Origin of the sequence: Larkinella rosea, assembly GCF_003858635.1 — a bacterium.
GTDB classification, from domain to species: domain Bacteria; phylum Bacteroidota; class Bacteroidia; order Cytophagales; family Spirosomataceae; genus Larkinella; species Larkinella rosea.
Genome location: NZ_RQJO01000010.1, coordinates 586,177 through 603,300 on the forward strand (window position 1 = coordinate 586,177; position 17,124 = coordinate 603,300).

At 50.8% G+C, this 17,124-nt stretch carries 13 protein-coding genes; 10 read left to right on the forward strand and 3 right to left on the reverse strand.

All coding sequences use genetic code 11. The annotated features are described in order from the left end of the window. Positions 1-31 precede the first annotated feature (31 nt). From EHT25_RS23255 to cydB, 10 genes are all read left to right on the forward strand, one after another. A complete protein-coding gene (locus EHT25_RS23255; protein ID WP_124877553.1) occupies positions 32-3,208 on the forward strand; it encodes a PVC-type heme-binding CxxCH protein in 3,177 nt (1,058 codons plus the stop codon). 27 nt (positions 3,209-3,235) lie between these two features. After that, a complete protein-coding gene (locus EHT25_RS23260; RefSeq protein ID WP_124877554.1) occupies positions 3,236-4,033 on the forward strand; it encodes a 3-keto-disaccharide hydrolase in 798 nt (265 codons plus the stop codon). A gap of 115 nt (positions 4,034-4,148) precedes the next feature. Continuing rightward, a complete protein-coding gene (locus tag EHT25_RS23265) occupies positions 4,149-5,231 on the forward strand; it encodes a Gfo/Idh/MocA family protein (protein ID WP_124877555.1) in 1,083 nt (360 codons plus the stop codon). Between the two features lie 25 nt (positions 5,232-5,256). Further along, positions 5,257-6,249: a 3-hydroxyacyl-CoA dehydrogenase family protein gene (locus EHT25_RS23270; RefSeq protein WP_124877556.1), complete on the forward strand. Its 993-nt coding sequence runs from the start codon at positions 5,257-5,259 to the stop codon at positions 6,247-6,249. Between the two features lie 933 nt (positions 6,250-7,182). Then, positions 7,183-7,815, forward strand: a complete 633-nt coding sequence (locus tag EHT25_RS23275; protein ID WP_124877557.1) for a DinB family protein — start codon at positions 7,183-7,185, stop codon at positions 7,813-7,815. Between the two features lie 422 nt (positions 7,816-8,237). Then, entirely contained in the window at positions 8,238-8,390 is a 153-nt protein-coding gene (locus EHT25_RS23280; RefSeq protein ID WP_124877558.1) for a RagB/SusD family nutrient uptake outer membrane protein, read from the forward strand. Positions 8,391-8,545: 155 nt separating this feature from the next. Continuing rightward, positions 8,546-9,916, forward strand: a complete 1,371-nt coding sequence (locus EHT25_RS23285; RefSeq protein ID WP_124877559.1) for a Gfo/Idh/MocA family protein — start codon at positions 8,546-8,548, stop codon at positions 9,914-9,916. A gap of 43 nt (positions 9,917-9,959) precedes the next feature. Next, positions 9,960-10,682 carry a 3-keto-disaccharide hydrolase gene (locus tag EHT25_RS23290; protein WP_124877560.1) on the forward strand — a complete coding sequence of 241 codons (723 nt, stop codon included), beginning with the start codon at positions 9,960-9,962 and terminating at the stop codon, positions 10,680-10,682. Between the two features lie 339 nt (positions 10,683-11,021). Then, on the forward strand, positions 11,022-12,392 hold the full coding sequence (locus EHT25_RS23295; RefSeq protein ID WP_124877561.1) for a cytochrome ubiquinol oxidase subunit I: 1,371 nt from the start codon (positions 11,022-11,024) through the stop codon (positions 12,390-12,392). A gap of 54 nt (positions 12,393-12,446) precedes the next feature. Continuing rightward, entirely contained in the window at positions 12,447-13,481 is a 1,035-nt protein-coding gene (cydB, locus tag EHT25_RS23300) for a cytochrome d ubiquinol oxidase subunit II (protein WP_124877562.1), read from the forward strand. A gap of 118 nt (positions 13,482-13,599) precedes the next feature. Here cydB and EHT25_RS23305 read toward each other — a convergent pair whose 3' ends face one another. From EHT25_RS23305 to EHT25_RS23315, 3 genes are all read right to left on the reverse strand, one after another. After that, positions 13,600-15,021, reverse strand: coding sequence for a S41 family peptidase (locus EHT25_RS23305; protein ID WP_124877563.1), 1,422 nt, complete (start codon positions 15,019-15,021; stop codon positions 13,600-13,602). Between the two features lie 104 nt (positions 15,022-15,125). After that, positions 15,126-15,938 (reverse strand): LytR/AlgR family response regulator transcription factor, encoded by an 813-nt coding sequence (locus EHT25_RS23310; protein ID WP_124877564.1) that lies wholly within the window; start codon positions 15,936-15,938, stop codon positions 15,126-15,128. Continuing rightward, positions 15,919-16,965, reverse strand: a complete 1,047-nt coding sequence (locus EHT25_RS23315; RefSeq protein ID WP_124877565.1) for a sensor histidine kinase — start codon at positions 16,963-16,965, stop codon at positions 15,919-15,921. Before EHT25_RS23315 ends, EHT25_RS23310 begins: the two co-directional genes overlap by 20 nt. Between the last annotated feature and the right edge of the window lie 159 nt (positions 16,966-17,124).

Consider the following 17,124-nt stretch of genomic DNA (forward strand, 5'->3'; position numbering starts at 1 on the left):
CTTTTCGGCAATATCATTATAACCACTAGCAATGAAAGAAAAGAAAATGGCGGCATCAATGGCCAATGGGAAAAGTGAAAGGTACAAAGGGGTATATTATATCGCGGTTGTATTACTGGGCTTCGGCCTACTGGGATCAACTTCCCAAAAACCGGTGCCCCCCCCCGGTTTGATTGTACCCGACGGTTTTACGATAGAGCCTGTGGTTTCTCCCGATCTTCTCTCCTACCCGATGTTTGCCAGCTTTGACGGAGAAGGCCGGCTGTTTGTTTTTGAGTCGACCGGGGCCAATACCGCGGGCACGGAAGCGATGCTTAAAAACCCGTCCTACCAGGTGCGGTTACTGGAAGACCGCGATCAGGACGGCACGTTTGACAAAAGCCATATTTACGCAGACAGTATTCCCTTTCCGAAAGGGGGCGTGTTTTACCAGGGCAGCCTTTACGTGGCCGAAGCACCTAATCTGGCGAAATACACCGATACGAATGGTGATGGCGTATCCGATAAAAAGGAAATCCTGCTTTCCGGCTGGAATTTCCACGCAAACGGAGCAACGTTAAGCGGTCCTTTTTTAAGCCCCGACGGCTGGTTGTACATGACCGATGCCCGCCGGGGGTTTCACATTAAAACCAAAGAAGGAACCGTGCTGAGCGGAAAAGCAACCCGAATCTGGCGGTGCCGTCCCGATGGGTCAGGGCTGGAAGCATTGGCGGCCGGCGGTTTCGACAACTCGATCGAACTGGTGTTTATGCCTTCCGGCGAAACGGTGGGAACCATGACCTATTTTGTAGACCCCCGCGATGGTCAGCGCGATGCGCTCATGCACTGGGTAGAAGGCGGCACCTACCCCAAACCGAACCCGGTGATTGCCGAAGACAAGCTTAAACTGACCGGAGACCTGATGCCGGTGATGACCAAGCTGGCCCGCGTTGCCCCTTCGGGCATCATGCGTTACCGGGGAACGGTTTTGGGGGCTGAGTATCAGAACAATCTGTTTAACGCCGAGTTCAACACCGGCCGGGTGATGCGGCATCGTGTGCAACCCGATGGAGGGAGTTTCAAAACCATCGACGAAGTCTTTATGAAATCGTCGGCGCCGGACTCACACCCGACGGATGTTTTACAGGATGCCGATGGTAGCTTGCTGGTTGTGGTGACGGGTGGCTGGTTTATCGAAGGTTGCCCGTTGTCGCGGGTGTCGAAGCCGGAATTGCGGGGCGGTATTTACCGGATCAGAAAAACCGGTGCGCCGGTCGTAGCGGACCCCTGGGGTAAAAAGGTAAAATGGGCAGATTTAAGTCCAGGCAATCTGGCAAATTACCTGGCCGATGCCCGGCCTTTTGTCCGCGATAACGCCATTAATCAGCTGGTCAAACGGGGGGAAAGTTCAGTTCCTGCCATGTTGAAAGCCATGTCTGCCATCAAAGTTGAGGATTGGAAAGCGGACGCTGTATTTGCCTTATCCAGAATGCAAACGGAAACCGCCTGGAATGGTGTCCGGAATGCATTGAACGATAAAAGTGCCATCGTCCGAACGGCGGCAGTCCGGGCATTGGGTTTGGCGAATGACAAAAAATCGGTTACGAAACTGATGGAAATGGTTGGACAGGACCAGTTCCCCGTTCGTCGGCAAGCGGCTACGGCATTGGGGCAAATTGGGGATGTGAAGGCAGTACCGGCCCTTCTGAAAGCCTCGGGAGAGGGAAATGACCGGTTTGTCCGGCACGCCATTATTCATTCGCTGATTTTGCTGAAAAGTCCTGCTCCGTTACTCAAGGCATTGGAAAGTCCGTCGGCCCCTGTCCGAACCGCTGCACTGATTGCCCTGGATCAGATGGACAACTCGCCCTTGAAAAAGGAGCATTTAGCCCCGGTGCTGGCAAGTCAGGATGCGCGGATTCGGGATACGGGAATCTGGATTGCTTCGCACCACCCCGAGTGGACCGATATGGTGATTGCCTTTCTCGAAAAACGGATGGCACAAAAAGATCTTTCCGATTCTGATGCCCTTTCGATGCAGGAGTTGATGCTGACATGCATCAAAGAACCAAAACTGCAGGATTTTGTCGCGAGCCAGTTGGGGAACTCCGCCATTTCGGAAAACCGCAAATTACTTACCCTCAATGTGGTCGGCAAATCCCCGCTGAAAGAACTGCCCGCGTCCTGGACCAGCGAAATGGGCAATCTGCTGCAAAGTGGTTCGCCATCGGTCCGCTCCCAGGTTTTGTCGTTGATCGAATCAAGGCGGCTTACGTCCCTGCAAAGCAAGCTCGATCAGATCGCGGGCGACCCAAAGATTTCTTCAGACTTCCGGCTGAAAGCCTTGGGTGCGCGGGTGATGAGCCTCCCGCAACTCTCGGAGGATGAATTTGCATTGCTGTTGAAATCCCTGGGCCCCGAAAATGAGTCGCCCTTGCGGCAAAGGGCGGTTCGACTATTGGACAATGCCGAACTGACCAACGACCAGTTGCTGGTCATTGCCCGGACCCAACTGCCTAACGCCGATCCGTTTCTTTTACCGGGTCTGATGCAAGCCTTTGAAGGCAGTACGAGCGAGCAGGTTGGCAATGAACTGGTTGCCGGCGTCGGGACCGACACGGGTCGACTGGACAATGTTTCTGAACAGGATTTGCAGCGGCTGTTGAAAAGCTACCCGGTTTCCGTGCAAAACCTCGCCGAATCCCTGATGGCGAAAATCAGGGCCCAGAATGCCGGGCGGTTGTCCAATCTGCAGAAAATAGAAGCGGGGCTGAAAGGCGGTGATGTGGGCGAAGGTCGCAAGCTGTTTTTCGGCAAAGCGTCCTGTTTCACCTGCCACTCGGTGGGCCGGGAAGGAGGACATTTTGGACCGGATCTGACCAATATCGGTGAAATTCGTTCCAAACACGACATTTTGGAAGCCGTGGTGTACCCAAGTGCGAGTTTTGCGCGAGAGTATGAAACCTTCCGGGTAGTCACCCAAACAACGGCCTACGTGGGTATTATCAAAGAGCAGCTTCCCGAAACCGTCGTGATGGAATTAGGCCCTGGCCCCGGGCTGCGAATCCCGCGGTCGGAGATCAAAGCCATTGAACCCCAAACAGTCTCCATGATGCCTCCCGGCCTCGATAAGGCGCTTACCCAAACCGAAATGGCCCATCTAACCGCCTTTCTGGAAGCCCTCCCTTATCGGCTGGACCGCATGCTGAAAGCAAAGGAAAACAACTAGCGCCGGTTTTATAATTATATCCACACCATGAAAACAATCCCGTATCCAGGTATTTCCCTCTTTGTATTCCTTTACTTGTTATCCAAAACGCCACTCGTTTATGCCCAAAACTCAACAATACAATTGTTCGATGGCAAAAGTTTAAATGGCTGGTACCGGTTTGTGGAAAAACGGGGCCGGGAGAACGATGTCAAGAATGTATTCACGGTCGAAAAGGGACTGATTCACGTCTCGGGCGAGGAATACGGCAGCATCATTACCGACGAGGAATACGCGAATTACACGCTGACCGTGGAGTTCAAATGGGGCGACAACACCTACGCCCCCCGGGCCGACCGGGCGCGCGATAGTGGCGTGCTCCTGCACTCGACCGGGCCGGACGGCGGGTATCGCGGCATCTGGATGCGCTCCATCGAATGCCAGCTCATTGAAGGCGGAACCGGTGATTTTCTGGTCGTCGGCGACGGCAGCGACAACTACGCCCTGACGGCCACCATTGCCCCCCCAAAAGAGGGCGGGGGGCGCGTTTTTTCGCCTTCGGGTACGCCCGTCACCATCCACAGTGGCCGCATCGACTGGTTCGACCGCGACCCGAACTGGAAGGATGTCAAGGGGTTTCGGGGCGCGAAAGACGTGGAAAAACCGCTCGGGGAGTGGAATACGATAACTTGTGTGGCCGAAGGCGACCAGGTAACCATTTACCTGAACGGAACGCTGGTCAATCAGGCGACGCAGATAAAGCCGTCGAAAGGGCGTATCCAGATTCAGTCGGAAGGCGCCGAGCTGTTTGTCAGAAAAGTACAATTGAGTCCGTTACGGAAATAACACCTGTACTCCCAGATCTCTAAAGGGGACTTTCAAATCCGGGTTACAAGTCCCCTTTAGGGGATTCAGGGGTACAGAGCAAAATAAAACCAAAACCGATTAACCGAAATTTGTAATGTCCGATCAGTTGAAATCGCTGCGCGTCCTGGTGGTGGGATGCGGCAACATGGGCTCTTCCCACGCCACGGCCTACCACAACCTGGAGGGCTTTGACATCTGCGGCATCGTCTCCACCGGCAAAAGCAAGGAAATTCTAAATGAAAAACTGGGGGGCGGTTATCCGCTGTTCAGCGATTTCGACCAGGCCCTGGCAACCACCCAACCGGATGCCGTTTGTATCTCCACCTACCCCGATACACACGAGGCATTTGCCGTCAAATCGTTCGAGGCCGGCTGCCATGTGTTTATCGAAAAACCGGTCGCCGACTCGGTGGCCGGGGCCGAGCGCGTGGTGGCAGCCGCCGTCAAAGCGGGAAAAAAGCTGGTGGTGGGCTATATTTTACGGCATCATCCATCCTGGGAAAAGTTTGTGGAGCTTTCGCACGAGGTGGGAAAACCGCTGGTGATGCGCATGAACCTCAACCAGCAGAGCGACACCAGCATGTGGACGCTGCACCGGAATTTGATGAAAAGCCTCAGCCCGATCGTGGATTGCGGGGTGCATTACATCGACGTGATGTGCCAGATGACGCGTTCAAAACCGGTTCAGGTCTACGCCATCGGCGCCCGGCTGACGGACGAAATTCCCGCCGATAACTACAACTACGGCCAACTCCAGATCCGGTTCGATGACGGGTCGGTGGGGTGGTACGAAGCGGGCTGGGGACCGATGGTGAGCGAAACCGCTTTTTTCGTCAAGGATGTGTTCGGGCCGAAAGGCAGCGTTTCCATCGTGGCCAAAGAGGCCGGGGGCGAAGGCAAGTCGTCGTCCATCGAAGCGCACACCAAAACCGAGTCGATCCGGGTGCATCATTCGGAGCTGGACGCCAACGAAAAATTCGCCAAAGCCGATACCTGGATCAATCTGGAAGACGAACCCGACCACCAGGAGCTGTGCAACCGCGAGCAGCGGTATTTTCTCAAAGCCATCCGGGAGGATGTCGACCTGACGGATCACATGCAGGACGCCGTCAACAGCCTGCGGATTGCCTTCGCCTGTGACGAATCGGTGCGGACGGGCCAGGTGGTTATTCTATAAGTGGCTTATTAATACTAGTTTACGCATGAATCTTATTCCGCAAGAGATCCCGGTTGGCCTCGTTGGCCTGGGGCTGATGGGCTGCAGCATTACCACCTGTTTACTGATTGCGGGGCATCCCGTGGTGGCCGTCGCGCCGATTCCCGACGATCTGATTTATGCCCTGACCCGGATTCAGGATCACCTCGAGCGATCTTTGCAGCACGGGTTGATCGATCAGCAGCCGGATCATTATTTGAGTAAGCTGATCCTGACGGAGGATTATCAGGAGCTTCGGCCCTGTCAACTGGTCATCGAGTGCACGATCGAAAACCGGGCGATCAAGGAGTCGGTGTACCAAAAAGTGGAGCGGGTGATTGCGCCCGACGCGCTGCTGGCGAGCAATACGTCGGCGATTCCCATCAGCGTGTTGCAGCAACTGACGCAGCACCCGAAGCGGTTTTTTGGGCTGCACTGGGCCGAACCGGCCCACACGACCCGGTTTCTGGAAATCATTTGCGGGGACGACAGCGCGGTTTCGCAGGGCGAGTATCTCTATGAACTGGCTCATTTTTGGCGGAAAGAGCCGATTCTGGTCCGAAAAGACATTGCCGGTTTTATCACCAACCGGCTGATGTACGCCATGTACCGGGAAGCGATCAGTCTGGTGGAGAAGGGCTACGCGACGGTGGAGGACGTGGACCGTTCGTGCCGCAACAACGCGGGGTATTTCATGACATTGGTGGGCGTTTTTCGCTGGATGGACCTGACGGGCGTTCCGGCGTATTACACCGTGATGAAAGACCTGCTGCCGACGCTCAACAACAGCACGGAAGTGCCGAAGCTGATTGACGACATTGTCAAAAGTGGCGGCCGGGGAGTGGCCAATGCGCAGGGTTTTTACGACTACACGCCGGAAGAAGCCAAACTCTGGGAGGAAACCTTCACGGAATTCAGCTTCAAAATCCGCGAAATCGCCCTGCAATACCCGGCTGATTACGTCAAACAAAAATTGAAAGAAAAGGAAAAAGGGAGTTGAAAACCACTACAAGAAGCTCTATTCGTCATGGACCTAAAGTATTCGATCCTGGCCCGATGCCGGAACAATACGTAGTAAAAATCACGCTTTTACGATTAGAAATGTCTACTGGATTTCAGAACCCTATCAATTGCCATTTCCCGGACTTTTAAAAAATAACCCAGTTACTGCCGGAATGTCAATTATATAGTTCGATATTGAAAATCCGGGGCAGTTTTGCCGATAACTAAATATCCCTCCGGGCTTTAACAGCTTGCCTTTACATAATTGCCTCTCTGTTGAACCATTACTTTATAGTAACCTTTCAGAATTACATCAAGGTGATATCCCTAACTTCATCAAAATCTCAATAAACTTTGAATGGACGTTTTAATTCCCATTAAATCTGTTGGTAAAAAAGTAAATAAAGGGCTCAAAAAGGCATGATTTTTAGTGGCCAATATTTTACACATTAGTTAACCAACTGAGAATTGAAGTAATTATTGATTAAATAATGGCTTATCTTTTTAGCAGATTGCCATTTTTAAATGTGTACGATTTTTCAGCATAAAACCGTCGGTTTTGATCCGCGCGTTTATTCAAATCCTGGACAAACGCCCGATACTGTCCATGAAAAGCCAACGACGAGTTGATCGAGTATCAGTCAAAATGTCGCATTTGTACAATCGTACCTCAGTGAAGGTGTTTAGCTTTGTAACAAACCGAATAAGCTGATATTCGACGAAACACCTGAGGTTACGGACTTTCGTTTTGGTTCTCGTTAAAATCATTTTCAACGATTCAAGTTTCAACGCAGGTCAGCCGTTTTTCCATTAGTTATAAACATTTCAGTGAGTTAAAATAAGGGCAGAAAGTGCTTTCCCGCTATTTAGTTTAATCCACTAAACCGACGTATCGTGATGTGTAAGTGGTCATAACTTTTAAAATTAGTCTATGAAAAGTCTATTTATCATAAGTGCCCTTTGTTTCAGTGTCGTGTCTTTTGCGCAAACTAAACACTCGCTTTGGACTGAAAAAGAAAGGCAATTTCTCGTCGAAGGTTTGCAATCATCACAAAGCGATTTCTTGAATGAGTTAACAGGCTTAACGCAGAAACAGATCCATTTCAAGCCTGACAGTGCTAAATGGTCAATTGCGGAAGTAGCCGAACATTTAGGCATTTATGATGAATTATTATATTGGGATTTATTAAATAATCAATATACCCCTGAAATGCCTGAATGGGTGGAGAAAGTGAAAGGAGTTGATTCCGTTATGGTGGCATATACGACCGACCCGATCAAGTTGAAGGCACCCTTTGTTGCTCAACCCTTAGGACGCTTTGAAACAAAAGCAGACTTACTAGCCTATTTTAATCGCTTTCGAAATGAAGTAATAAATTTAGTGAAAGAAACCAAAGCTGATTTTAGATTGCATTTCATTTTTCGTTCCGAAGATGCCGGTGTGTGGCGCGTTCGAGACCTTCAACAATATACCTTGCTTTGGATTGCCCATACCCAAAGGCATACGAATCAGATAAAAAGTATAAAGGCTTCTGCTAATTACCCTAAACAGAACCACCGCTAACTCGTCAGTTAGGCCTGCTTGGTTTAAGGCCGCTTTCCAGGCTATTCACAAGGGCACGCATTTAATTTTTTCCGCATCGTCGCCAAAGCCCCGCACCGTCCGCATGTGCTTTTTCCTGCTTAACGCCCACGTTGACCCGATGAATGAGCCACGTGGGCGGCTCTGTTGTTCCTGCCTTCATTGGGGGTTGAATGGTCCGTTTAGTTTGTTCTCCTGATCACAAAAGCTCATCAATGAGAAAAAATGTGGTAGTGATTGTCATTAAAAGTGATGATTGACACCCATTTTTTGAACCGATATCCTGCCCCCGACTAAACCCTTTGCTTGCATTGAGAACTGATAGGGTCAAAAAGGGATGAATTGTTGATTATGCTCCAGTCATGTCCTAATTTTGAAAAGGCTATATTGCCATTTTATCGACCGTGACTACGCAGCGTATCATGGACGAGCGAATGCGTGAGCTGGTGGGCGAAGAGCGCATTCGCTGGGATGATTCAAGACGTTGGCACAAAGCAGGATTTACCAATCTCGAAACCTGGACGAAAACAGACGTTGGTATGGGCCCAATAGGATAATTTGCTTTGATGTCGGCATTCCTTTGCCGATGCCGGTTCCAATTTCTGAAATGGATAGCAATCCGGAAATACGTAAAAGTGGCCAGAATCCCGGGTACTAACCGGTTTTAATTTTGAATTGACTCGGGACCCTTGACCCAAAATACTACATAAACATGCAACGAAGAGCTTTTATCAAAAATGCCGCTGGCGTTGTCACCTCGACAATAGCGCTCCCAACGTTGATTCCTGCTTCGGCCCTGGGGAAAAACGGATTTGTAAATCCGTCAGATCGGATCAATCTAGCCTTTATCGGAGCGGGCAATCAGGCCGAGAATGACGTAAAAGGATTCCTCCCCGACAAACGGGTACATGTAACCGCCATTTGCGACATCAACAGGAAAAGCACGGGTTACTGGGACGGAAGGGTTGGCGGTCGTGAATACATCATGGAGTTGGTTAATGATTTTTACAGTAAGGCGAACAACAAACCGTACAAATCGACCAAAGGGTACCTCGATTTCCAAGCAGTTATTGATCGCAAGGACATCGACGCGGTGGCGGTGCTAACTCCTGATCACTGGCATTCCATTCCGGTGTTGATGGCTGCCCGGGCCGGCAAAGCGATGTACTGTCAGAAACCACTATCGCTTACGATTTCGGAAGGCCAGGCTATGCGTGATGCCGTGCAGAAATACGGGGTTGTCTTTCAGACGGGTAGTCAGCAACGATCTGGACCCGAGTTTCTCCGGGCCTGCGAATTGGTTCGAAATGGCCGAATTGGCAAATTGGAAAAGGTGGTTTGTGGCTTACCCGGAGGAACGCCCGATTTTGGCAAAACCGGCCATTTGACCGCTCCAACTTCTGTTCCGAAGGATTTTGACTACCAAACCTGGCTGGGTCCAGCTCCCGAGGCTCCCTACTGTCCGGCACGAACCTTTGTTAACTTCAGGTGGAATCTGGACTATTCGGGGGGTATGGTAACGGATTGGGGAGCGCATCATCTGGACATTGCCCAATGGGGAATGGGTACGGATCATACCGGTCCGGTGGAAATCAGGAACCCCAAAGCGAAGTGGTCAAACGATCCGGTCTGGAATACGGCGGTGGAATTCTATTTTGAGTGTATCTACGAAAACGGCGTTAAATTGATTGTGGGGTCAGACGCATCCCGTGCACCCCGTGGAATTACGTTTCACGGTTCGGAAGGGAACATCTGGGTGTCGAGAGGCAGTTACAAGGTGACTCCCGAAAAGATCGATAGTACGGTTATTGGCGAGCAGGAAATCCACCTGTATAAAAGTGAAAATCACTACCGCAACTTTATTGACTGTGTAATTTCCCGGCAACCGACGGCGGCTCCGGCGGAGATAGGCCATCGTTCTGTCACTGTTGCGCATCTCGGGAATATTGCCTTATTGCTCAACCAGGATTTGAAATGGAATCCGGAGAAGGAGGAGTTTATAGAAAATTTCGCTGCGAATCAGTTGCGTTCCCGCGTCATGCGGGAACCCTGGGGAGCGCTCTACCGAAAGTACAAGGTATAAGCCGTTCACCGGCGAGAAAACCAAACCCTTTGATTCCACAGAAATGAAATTTCCACTTATCGGTCTGTTTTGCGTTGTTTTATTCGGCTCGTGGGAAAGCAAAGCCCAAAGAAAAATCACTTCACATTTGGTTTCCCTAAATAATCTGGGCGAATTCAATCCGGTGACGAGCAACTGGAAGCTGGCTAGTGCGGTTCGCTTTAGTCCGTCTACGGATGAAAATAGCTTTGAACCGGGAACGGGAATCGTTCTTGATTTGCCCGTTAAACCAGATACCGGACATTTGTTTACGAACATGAAGCATGGTGATATTGACCTGGAATTCGACTTTATCATCGCCCGGAAGTCGAATTCAGGGGTTTACCTTCAGGGGCGTTACGAAGTTCAGATCTACGATAGCTGGGGAGTGGAGACCCCCGCTTTTTATGATTGCGGGGGAATTTATCAACGCTGGGATGAAAATCGAGGTTCTAAAAAAGGCTTTGAAGGCAAGGCTCCTGACCAAAATGCCAGCAAAGCCCCGGGAGCGTGGCAGCATTTCAAGATCGTATTCCGTGCTCCTCGATTTGACAAAAATGGCCGAAAAACGGCGAATGCACGATTCGTCAGGGTAGTGCTCAATGGGGTAGTGATCCACGAGAATGTCGAAGTGACTGGCCCCACCCGGTCTGCGGCATTTGACGACGAGCGTACTTTAGGACCTCTGATGTTTCAGGGCGATCATGGCCCGGTCGCCATCCGAAATATCCAATATACCTTGTTATAAGAAAAGACAAACAGGCCAAGACTCCCTGTATTACCCTGAAATTCCTTTACACGAAATAAATCAGATCATTTCGTGAAGCATCCCACAATAGTTGGATATCGGGTTAAAATATTGGGGTACGCTTCGCAGTTCACAACTCGGATAAAACAGTTCGGCCCGCCCCAAAGGCGTGAGGATCGCTGTGTTTCTGGGCTTAAAGTTCACTGTTGGTGAGACACTCCAGCCAACGAAAAGTCACCGTTTCCGTTACAGATCCATACAACCAATAAATCTTGTTCAAAACCATTATTTCGTGTCCAGTTCCGTAGTAACTTGCCCGCATTCCCATCTCCACCGGCTATGGACAACGTTGAAATACTTTCCCGCATCCAATTCGCGTTCACGATTGCCTTCCATTACATCTATCCGCCCCTCAGCATCGGCCTCGGCGTGTGCCTGGTTTTCATGGAAGGGCTGTATTTAAAGACAAAAGATAAAGTTTATGAAGAACTGACCCGGTTCTGGATCCGGATTTTCGCACTCATTTTCGGCATCGGTGTCGCCACCGGCATCGTTATGGAGTTTGAATTCGGCACCAACTGGGCCGTGTACTCCCGTTACGTCGGGGATATTTTCGGGAGTGCGCTGGCTGCCGAAGGAATTTTCGCTTTTGCGCTCGAATCGGCTTTTCTGGGTATTCTGATTTTTGGCTGGAACCGCGTCAGTCCGCGCGTTCATTTTCTGTCGACGGTTTTGGTAGCTCTTGGTTCCATGTTCTCCGCCCTCTGGATTGTGGTCGCCAACTCCTGGCAGCAAACCCCGGCGGGGTATCGAATTGAAGGAACCGGGATGCAGGCGCGGGCCGTGGTCACGGATTTTTGGGAAATGGTTCTAAACCCATCGTCCATTCAACGGTATTCGCACGTCCTGATCGGCGCGTTTCTGGCCGGTTCGTTTCTGGTATTGAGCGTCAGCGCCTGGTACATCATGAAGCGGAAATACGTGGTTCATTCGCAGAAAGCCTTCACGATTGCGTTGTGGGTGGCCGCCATTTCCTCGCTGGGGCAATTGTTTACGGGCCACCAATCCGCCGAAGTCGTTACCAAATACCAGCCCGCCAAACTGGCGACGATGGAAGGCCACTTCGAAACCGCTCCCGCCGATTTGTACATTCTGGGCTGGGTCGATGCCAAAAACCAGCAGACCACAGGCTTGAAAATACCGGGCGGTTTGTCGTTTCTGGTGCATCAGGATTTTAAAAAGCCCATTCCCGGCCTGAACAGTTTCAAACCCGAAAACCGCCCCGGAGCCATCAATTTCGTGTTTCAAACGTACCACCTGATGGTTGGGATCGGCATGACGCTGATCGGATTGTGCGGGCTGGCGTTGTTTCTGCTTTACCGCAAAAAACTGTTTGTAAACCGCTGGCTGATGGCGGTTTTTGTGGGATCGGTGCTGCTGCCCCAAATTGCCAATCAGGTCGGCTGGTACACCGCCGAAGTGGGTCGACAGCCGTGGGTGGTCTACGGTCTGCTCCGAACCTCCGACGCCCTCTCGCAAGCCGTCAAAGCCGAACACGTCCTGATTTCCCTCATTCTGTTCACACTGGTGTACATCATTCTGTTTGTCCTGTTCATTTATCTGTTAAACAAAAAAATCCAGCACGGCCTGGACGTGTCACCGGAAGACCCGGAAACACCCCGTTCAAAATTTAATCCATCTCCCATTTAATTTTGATTGAGTGGATGATTGACAAACATGGACCCAATCACTTAATTGACAAACATGGACACAATCCTCGGTCTCGATCTCCCCACCTGGTGGTTTTTGCTGATTGGTGCGCTCATCAGTGGGTACGGTATTCTCGATGGTTTCGACCTCGGCGCGGGCGCCCTGCATTTGTTTTTTCGGAAAGAACAAAGCCGCCGGATTGCCCTGAACGCCATCGGCCCGGTTTGGGACGGCAACGAAGTCTGGCTGGTGATTGGGGCCGGAGCGCTTTTTGCCGCCTTTCCGCTGGTCTACGGCACGTTGCTGTCGGTTTTTTACCTGCCGTTTATGCTGTTGCTGCTGGCAATTATTTTCCGGGCCATTTCGATTGAATTCCGGAGCAAAGAAGAAATGAAATGGTGGCGCACGCTGTGGGACGTTTGTTATTGCCTGTCGAGCAGCACCATCGCGTTGTTGTTCGGGCTGATCCTGGGCAATCTCATTCAGGGCATTCCGCTGGACAAAAACCACCAGTTTGTCGGACGATTGCTGGATTTTTTCAACCCGTACGCGCTGCTGATCTCGGTGACGGTTCTATCGTTGTTCATGCTGCACGGGGCGATGTATCTGGCTATGAAAACCGAAGACCGGCTCTACGCCCGTATGACGGTTCTGATCAACCAGACCAGCAAATTCTTCATCCTGTGTTTCATCACCTCGTCGATGGCCACGCTGATTTACGTGCCGCACATGGAAGCTATTTTTCACAAATATCCGGTCATGTTCGCCTTGCCCGTGACGGCAGTTTTGATCGTGCTGAACATGCGTCGGATGATCGAAAAACGGCGGTATTTGCGCGGATTCATCTCTTCCGGCGTCACCACGGCTTTGCTGCTGATTTTATTTGCGTCGGGTTTGTATCCTAATCTGGTGCTTTCCAACTACGATGCACGGGGAAACATCAGCATCTACGAAGCCGCTTCAACCGACAGTTCACTGCGCACCATGCTACTCTTTGCGGTCATCGGGATGCCGTTGGTGCTGACCTACACGGTTTTTGTTTTCTGGACGTTTCGGGGGAAAGTGAAGCTGGAGGAGACGAGTTATTAAAAAGAGTTTCAGGTATTTCGCGGAGTTGAGCGGAGAAGGCAGAGGTAAGCAGAGTTTTTTAAATAATTTCTTCGCTTACCTCTGCCTTCTCCGCTCAACTCCGCAAAATAACCTTTTTTTACTTTCTCTGGATCAGTTGAATTGCCTCCTTCATTGCCGGGTCGTTGTTCGTTAAAATATCCTCGACGCTCGGCACCACGACATGATCCGGGATGACTCCCTGACCGGGTTTGAGCGTTGCCGGTAAGTTTGCCATGCGGAACCCAAACATGCCGATGCCAAGATCAATGTTGGAATGGGGCAAGTGAGTAATGGCAAAAATACCGCTGTTGTCGCCGACATATCCCCCACCGGTTTCCTGTCCGACAAACTGCGCCCGCTTATCGGCCTGAACACGGGCGGCAAACTCGGTGGTTACCGAAAAACTAAGTCCGTTGATGAGCACCACCAGCTTACCGTGGAAGGCATCGCGCACTGGTTTTTGCGTCTTTAAACCGGCCTGTTTGGTAAATACGTACCCATCGCCTTTTTTCCTAACAACCAACCATTTGAATCGCCGATACAAGGGTGGTGTCCAGGCCGGAAAGGAATATTTTTTCTTTTGCCGAACGCGGATGTGGTCGTAGTAGCGGAACGGTTTTCCGGCCAGATATTGATAGAGCATCACGCCGTACTTCTCTTCGCCCCCTTCATTGTTTCGCAAATCGAGAACTACGTTTTGTATTTGTTTCTCACGCAGTTGTCGAAATGATTCTTTCAGGAATGCCGAATAATCCTGTTCTTTTTTATTGTCCCAAAACCGCTCGATCGTCATGATGGCGGTTTGGGCATCATCCACGAACGACAGCCGAAACGGTTTATGCGGAGCTGGTTTGTGCGCGGCTTCGTAGGCTTTAACCTGATCAAGGGTGACCGACGGAAGCGTGACGTTTCTTTCCTCGCTGCCAATCCGGTAATGAATTTCGTGCATCTCCGGTGCCGTAATGAACGTCGCGTAGTATCCGGCGAAAAAGTGGTTCAAATCTTCGTACTTTCCGTTGACGGTATACCCATCCGCAAACGTCATATTCGGCAGTAGTTTCTGAACAACTCCGTCAACCGGCTGTCCGTTAATCTGCAACAGTTCGGCTCCATCGGGTATGATTTTTTGGCCCATACTCCCACTAACCCAAACCCGGTTTTCAGCCACGTAGACCTTCAACGGAAACAGTTTATCGGTATGGAACGGATAATGCTCATCCCGTCCTGCCCGAATCCATTTGACGTGTCCATCCCTCAGTGCCACCAGAAGAGGTGTCATCGTCACGTAAAATTCCTGCTGGGTCATCGGCCGATTCAGTTGGGCCTGGGTGGCCGTCCAAAGTGAATCGAATACCGGTTTGGGCGTATAGCGGTAAGGGTCTGGATGCACCTCGTTGATCGCGGCCCGAAACCGGGTGAAGTCGATTTGCAACTGCTCCGGTGTCAGTGTCTGGGCAACTGCGGGTGCGAGTGAACAATGAACAAGAAACAATAAAGCAACTAAAATCCTGACTTCCATGGCATTTGCTGTTCGATTTGGCGTTTCAAAACTCACCAAAAAAGACCGCTGCCCAAACCGGGCCGCCACTGAATTGTTGAGTTTTGCTTCTGAAACGTCGGATTTTATTCCCCCAACCAAATCTTGAATTCACCGGCTTTTTCCCGGCTGACCACCACTTCTTCGTCAAAAACCGGTCGCAGACCGATTTTCAACTTTCCATTGAAATACAGGTTTACTTTATCGATCGCCCGCAGTTCAGCGATGATCTGGCGGTTAAGCCGGAAAAACCGCTTCGGGTCCAGCATGGTCGAGAGGTCGTCTATCGTGTAATCAACCAGCCACTCGCGGTCATCGCGGGTTTTGATAAACGACATTTTATTGCGGGTGAACAAATAGGCAACATCCTGCAAATCAATGGAAATAAGACGCTGCCCCTGCTTGACCAGAAACCGGTCGCGGTACGTAGGCGCAGCCTTTACGAAATCCGGAGATAACGGTTTCGAACCCGACGACGCGGTCATTTCCTGCAAGAGGTTGGCCAGCGACGTTTTTAAACCGTCCGGGTTGTCGAGCAGGGCCTTTTTCATCGTCCGCAGTTTCGTTAAAGCCGCCCGCAGATCAGCCTCCTTGACCGGTTTCAACAGGTAGTCGACGCTGTTGACCCGAAAAGCTTTGATGGCGTACTCGTCGTAAGCAGTGATAAAAATAACGGGGCTTGTTACGGAAACCCGGTTGAAAATATCGAAACTCTGTCCATCGGCCAGTTCGATATCCATCAAAATCAGGTCTGGTCTGGGATGCGTTTGCAGCCATTCTACCGACTCTTCCACGCTAACCGTCATCCCGGCAATCGCAGCCATGGGTTCAACTTCCTGAACCAGTCTCCGGAGCTTGCGGGCGGTTGCGTCTTCATCTTCAACGATTAGAATAGTCATATTTAGTCATTTCAATCAACGGAATCATGACCTGAAACGCATCATCGGTTTGCTGAACAACTACATCGGGCTGTTTCAGGAGCCTGTATTTGGTTATTATATTCGATAACCCGGTGCGGTTTGAAGACGTGACTAGCTGTTTTCGCTGCAACGTATTGATTACAAACAAGTTATTAACCTCATCGGAATAGATTCGAATCAGCAACGGTTTTGAGAGCAAGGCCACATTGTGTTTAACGGCGTTCTCCACCAATAACTGCAACGTCAAGGGCGGAAGGAGAAAATCGTAAAGTCGTTCATCGATGTCCAGGTCCAGCACTATACTGCGCCCAAACCGCATTTGTAACAGGTTGAAATACGCCTGAATAAAATGCAATTCGTTGTCTAAGGTCGTCAGCGGTTGTTCGTTGGTCTGGAGTACGTACCGATACACCGACGCCAGTTCGTCAATAAACCGCTCGGCCTGTTTGGCATCTTCGGTCACCAGCGACGACAGCGTGCTGAGGCTATTGAACAGAAAATGGGGATTGATCTGCGATTTAAGCGAATCCAACTGGCTTTGCAGGTTCTCTTTTTTGAGTTGTTCCGCTTCATAATACGCTGTCCACCACTGACGGTAGAGGTGCTGGCCCTCGTAAATGGCCGCAATCGGCAACGTAAACAGGAACGATACCAGTGTCGTCACCCAGTAGGCCCCACCCGGCAGCGGATAGCCCCAGAATTGCGTCACATCATAAATAGAATTGACAGTCACCCGCTGAATGATCGTCGCACCAATGAACCAGGCCAGTTCCAGAAAGATGCGTTTTTTGGTCTGGTTGATTCGCGGATAATACCGTCGGGCGAGCAAGATTCCCTGCCGGTTTACCTCGAGTAAAACCGTCCACTCGACCAGACTGATCAACAAACCGTGGAACCAACTGATGTCTTCGGGGCCGTTATCAGGCTGGTAAAAAACGAAGTTAGCCACCACCGCCACCACGGGAATGCCAATCAGGCGCAGCCATTTGTCGTTCATTTTTTCCATCGCTCGGCAAAGATGTTCCAAAAGGTGTTGAAGCGAAAGAGCGAGATTACTGAGGTGTCGGAAAACGGTGCCTGAATGTAAAAATGATAACTTTGACCGGAGAACGTACCGCCGGACTTTAGTCCGTACGTTTCTTGGCCTGCTGGAGTTTGGTAGTCG